This is a genomic window from Mesorhizobium sp. M1A.F.Ca.ET.072.01.1.1 (genome assembly GCF_004023325.1).
Taxonomy (GTDB): Bacteria; Pseudomonadota; Alphaproteobacteria; order Rhizobiales; family Rhizobiaceae; genus Mesorhizobium.
In genome coordinates this window covers 1-4,143 of record NZ_RZSF01000454.1, presented here as the reverse complement: position 1 = coordinate 4,143, position 4,143 = coordinate 1, and the positions used below count along the sequence as shown (strand labels likewise).

General features: G+C 61.1%; 4 protein-coding genes and 1 pseudogene. 3 read left to right on the top strand and 2 right to left on the bottom strand.

Annotated elements, in window-relative coordinates; genetic code table 11:
- A partial coding sequence (locus tag EOA32_RS34060; RefSeq protein ID WP_245474027.1) for a leucine zipper domain-containing protein occupies nt 1-122 on the bottom strand: 122 nt, incomplete at its 3' end.
- A 238-nt stretch (nt 123-360) separates the two neighbouring features.
- Here EOA32_RS34060 and EOA32_RS34055 point away from each other — a divergent pair.
- Together EOA32_RS34055 and EOA32_RS34050 are read left to right on the top strand one after the other, a co-directional pair.
- Complete coding sequence (locus EOA32_RS34055; RefSeq protein WP_125007211.1) at nt 361-609, top strand: DUF982 domain-containing protein; 249 nt, start codon at nt 361-363, stop codon at nt 607-609.
- A 264-nt stretch (nt 610-873) separates the two neighbouring features.
- On the top strand, nt 874-1,137 hold the full coding sequence (locus tag EOA32_RS34050) for a DUF2285 domain-containing protein (RefSeq protein WP_245499488.1): 264 nt from the start codon (nt 874-876) through the stop codon (nt 1,135-1,137).
- 935 nt (nt 1,138-2,072) lie between these two features.
- On the opposite strand, the gene EOA32_RS34045 is transcribed toward EOA32_RS34050, so the two are convergent.
- Nucleotides 2,073-3,290 (bottom strand): DUF1173 domain-containing protein, encoded by a 1,218-nt coding sequence (locus EOA32_RS34045; protein ID WP_128374051.1) that lies wholly within the window; start codon nt 3,288-3,290, stop codon nt 2,073-2,075.
- 297 nt (nt 3,291-3,587) lie between these two features.
- Here EOA32_RS34045 and EOA32_RS34040 point away from each other — a divergent pair.
- Nucleotides 3,588-4,143, top strand: a pseudogene (locus EOA32_RS34040) (hypothetical protein); the annotation flags it as partial.

Sequence of the window (4,143 nt, the reverse complement as noted above, 5' to 3'; positions counted from 1 at the left end):
ATCTTGGCCGACACGCCGTAGACACGCGCCGCATGGGCTTTGGAGAAAGCGCCTTCTATCACCGACAGCGCCATCTCCTCTCGACGCAGCGGTGTGAGACGGGCATTCTTATGGATGTTCATTCGGATCCTCCGATGGATGCTGAAGCGTGGTAACTCCAGTCTCCTCGGTCCGGTCCGAATGGACAACCTCCCGAAAGCTCACAGCTAGCCAACCCGCGCCACCGGACATGAACAGATTGCGCTCGTGACCACCGCTTGGACGCCAGCGATCAAGTTTAGCTGTGGGGATGCAGCCGAATGTTTCGGCTAAGGAAATAAGTGCGAGCGAGGCTGTCGCCGCTGGGTGTAGGGGGGAGTGATGACCGGCTCGAGCAGATTTGAAAGGCCAGTCGTTGTTCAAGTCAGCCGTCACAGCTCGGAGCGTGTCGTGTTCGATGTCAATGACGCGTCCAACATCCTGCTGCGCCATCTCCATCGTCAGACCGCGAAGCGCAAGGCAGCAATGGACGCCTGTCTGCAGGTGTTGCGAGGTGAGGCTCATCCACCAGTCGCTCGGCGTGCGTTTGTGGCAGCCGCGCTCGAAGCAAAGATTCTGCGCAGCGATTGAGAGCTTGGACGCGCGCTCGTGAATTTCGTTCATCTCGGCATCGCTGCAAGTTTGCCGCGCCTCGCGCGCACGCCGTCCACACGGAGGGAACTCGAGGATCTGCCGCCATTGAGCCCGGACTGGGTCGAGGCGGCGGCAGAATAACCGCGGCGGGACATTTGCAGAGAGATCGGGGATTGTCATTTAGGACTAGGATTCCTATCCGCTTTGGCTAACCTGTCGAAGGAATATCCCACTGAAATAATGATGGAGTACCGAACTGCCATGAAAGTCGGAACGAAACCGGCAATCCAGGAAGAAGTGCCATGGTCCGACAGCCTGACCGCGTACGACAAACAGCACCACACGCTGTACCTCAGGTTCCTGGATGCGGCCGCTGATGATGCCAGCTATGAGGAGATGGCGCAGGAGATCCTCGGCATCGATCCGGTGCAGGAACCGGAGCGCGCCCGCAAAGCCGCGCGAAGCCATCTCGATCGGGCGAACTGGATGGTGACGACAGGGTACAAAGAATTGTTCGCGGGATAACAAGGAATGGGCGGCAGCCCCCGCGCTCCTCAGCAGCAGATTGGTCCAGGCGCCCACTAGCAAAGCGATCCGTTGCTTCCGCGATGGCCTTCCTGATCCGGCGCTGGATCTTGCACCATCAAACCCCATCTCGCGCCGTTTCCTTGCCCAGAGCCAGGCCTACCGGTCGCGCGAATCCGGCCATGAGATTGGGCGGCTCGCAGAGCCGGCGTTGCCCCTGAGAAGTGCCGCCAGCGCGGTCTGCTATGGGCTCCGCATCACAAGCATCGATCCCGCCACACTAACCTCTTGTTCGCCGGCGCGGGCGAACGCCGCCGGCCATGGCAAGCTTCATTGACTTGGCAACGGCGGCATTTCTCCATCCGCTATCCTCCACATTCACGTATTCGGCGCGGCAAGCTTCAGTGCACCAAGATGATCAGGCCGCGTGGTCTACTGGCATGTCGTTGGGAGGTCATCCTTGCTACCGATATGCACGGTGCCGTCGGGCGTTCTCCTCCCCTTACGTTCGGCGCGTTCCCGTCTGGAGGTCTGACAGCTCTTGCCTGGCCGGGTGCTAAAAGCCCGGCTTTTTCTTGCACGTCCGAAACGGCGAATCGTTAACGGCGCGACGAATTTCGGGCGCCTGTCGGACAGTTCGGGATGGGATCGTGAACTGCCGAAAAGTTTATTGCGCGATCGAGCAGACTCGCAAGCGCTCATTCTGGGACCTACCCGCCGGTGCGCGATCCGGCCGTGTGACCATCCAGCACTTGAGCAGCCCTCGAGGATGCCGAGCCGACGGAATGGAAGTCGCCCTGATCGTCTGCACTGCGATCCGCTCGCCGCTCCTGAGCGCATCAAGTCAAATGGGCGAACTGGATTGCAAACAGGTATTCGAAAAAAGTCGGCAGCGAGCAGACGTGCTGCAATAGCCTCCGAGAAACATACCTGCTTCATGTGAGGGGCACATTGTCCTGCCCAACTGGCAATGTCGGCATCTCACTATCGGCCGTCCGCCAGATCCAGCAATCGAACTCCGGTCGGGATGCGATCAATTCCCCCAGCGATTCCTCATATGCGCCATCGGCCGAAGGGTGAACGACGTAAAGTCCAACCGGCCGTGGCTGCACTTGCAATATCGCCGTCGCGGTCGGCCTGTCTAATGGCAAATTGTAGCGCAGTCCTTTCACGCTTCGCTCCCTTGTTCTGGCAAGGACGTCGACCAGCTTCTTTTCATAGGCGGACTCGTAAGGCACCCAATTCTCCGCCACCACCATGAGCGCGATTTCTTCGATCACGGCCAGCCCGGCCGGGGTCAACGCGAAGGTGGCAATTGCGATCAGATGCGATGCCTCATCCGCACCCCAGAGTGCCATCTCGTTTTCAAAACGGGTTTGAAGCCGACGATGAAGGCTCTCGTCCAGCAGGAACACGAACCCCGGCATGTGCTTGACAATTAACTTGTGGCCGCTCCGAGCCGCGCCGATTTCCTTGACCTCTCCGACAAGGATCATCAGCTTTCTGGGACCGTTCTTTGGGGGTAGCGCGGAAGCAAGCGCCTCCGTGCGCCTCTGCTCGATCGCGGCCTTGTCGGCGGATCGGAACGGCTCAGGCACGAACAGGATTTCGCTGAGCGCACCGCCTTTGACCGTCATCTGACGCGCGGCCTCGACGAGGTGCCAACGAATATTCCACCAATGGCGCTTGCCAGTCCATCGCGACGTCCAGACTGTCAGTTCCGCTTCGTGCCAGAGATAGTGTAGCAGACCGCGCAGGGACAGCTTCTTGGAGTCCCCGACCACGCTGTCCGAGCCTACGGTGCCAGCTGCCGGCGCAGATCGCGCGCCGACCTTCGCTAGGCGAAAGTCCAACTTAAGTGCGGCCATGCCGGTTTCGGAATCGACCTGGATTGCGCCGCCTATCAGCAGGCCGAGGCCGGACAGTTCGTCGGGCGGCTCGTACGAGGAACAGGAAGGATCATGGCCGCCACCTGACAGCGGCATCCGCTTGACGATGTATTGATCGCCAACCTGGGCAATATACATCGCGGGGCAGGGCTCCTGGCACAGGCAAAGCGGTCGAAGCTTTCTGCGATATGCATCGGCCAACAAGTCCTGGAGATTCGGCGCCGTCTCCTCGATCACCTGGTCAGCAAGTCTGAATCGTCGCATCGCCTCCATTGCTCCGGACGCCGCCGCATCCCCACGCCCATTGAGTCATGGTTTTACCATCGAAGCAACGGGCTTGTTCGTCACGGCTTGACCGCCCGCATTTGTCGCCGAGACGAGCGCTTCGCTGAACACCCGGCGGCGCGGCGCCACCTTGGGCGCACGTTTGGCAGCTGCCACGTCGGCGGGCGCTTCGATAGGCGACGGTGCGGCCGGCAGAGGGAGAGGGCAGGCGGGGCTTGCGGTTGGCGGACGAAGGTCCGGGAGAGAGGCTCCCGGCGTCCGCCGCGGAGCAAACCCATGACACAGATGGAAATTCAGGCACCGACGCGGAACGCGCGTGCAGGCTATAAGGTGGATGTGAGCCGCGGCGAGCGTATCGGCCGCGTATCATCGGAATGGTTCAACCGACCAGCCGACGAGCGCTACCCGTCGCTCACCGACCTCCGGAACTCGGTCAGGGCACGGTCGCAGCGCAGCCGTACGCGCATCGTCGAAAGCGAGCGCATTCGCGTCGAAGCAAATCGCGACGATGCGGAACGCCTCACGCTTATGCTGCCGGGCGCGGATGCGCCGGTCGCACCCACGCATTGGAGTTTTGGCCAACTTTCCAGCCTGAGCGGCGCACCAGCCGCCTATCTGCGACAGCTCCCGGCCCCGCTCGCCGCCATAAATCTTCAGTATGGGTTAAGCTCACATCGCGCGGAGCAGGTTAAGACCCTCGAAATTGAGAACGGTCGCCTCGAGTTGCGAGCGGTGACCGGTCCCGACTACGGCCGGATCTTCGACCATGAGCTGGTCGAGGCCGTGCAGAAGATCGCCGGCAATGGCACCGGCGATACGCGCTGGAAAGCCC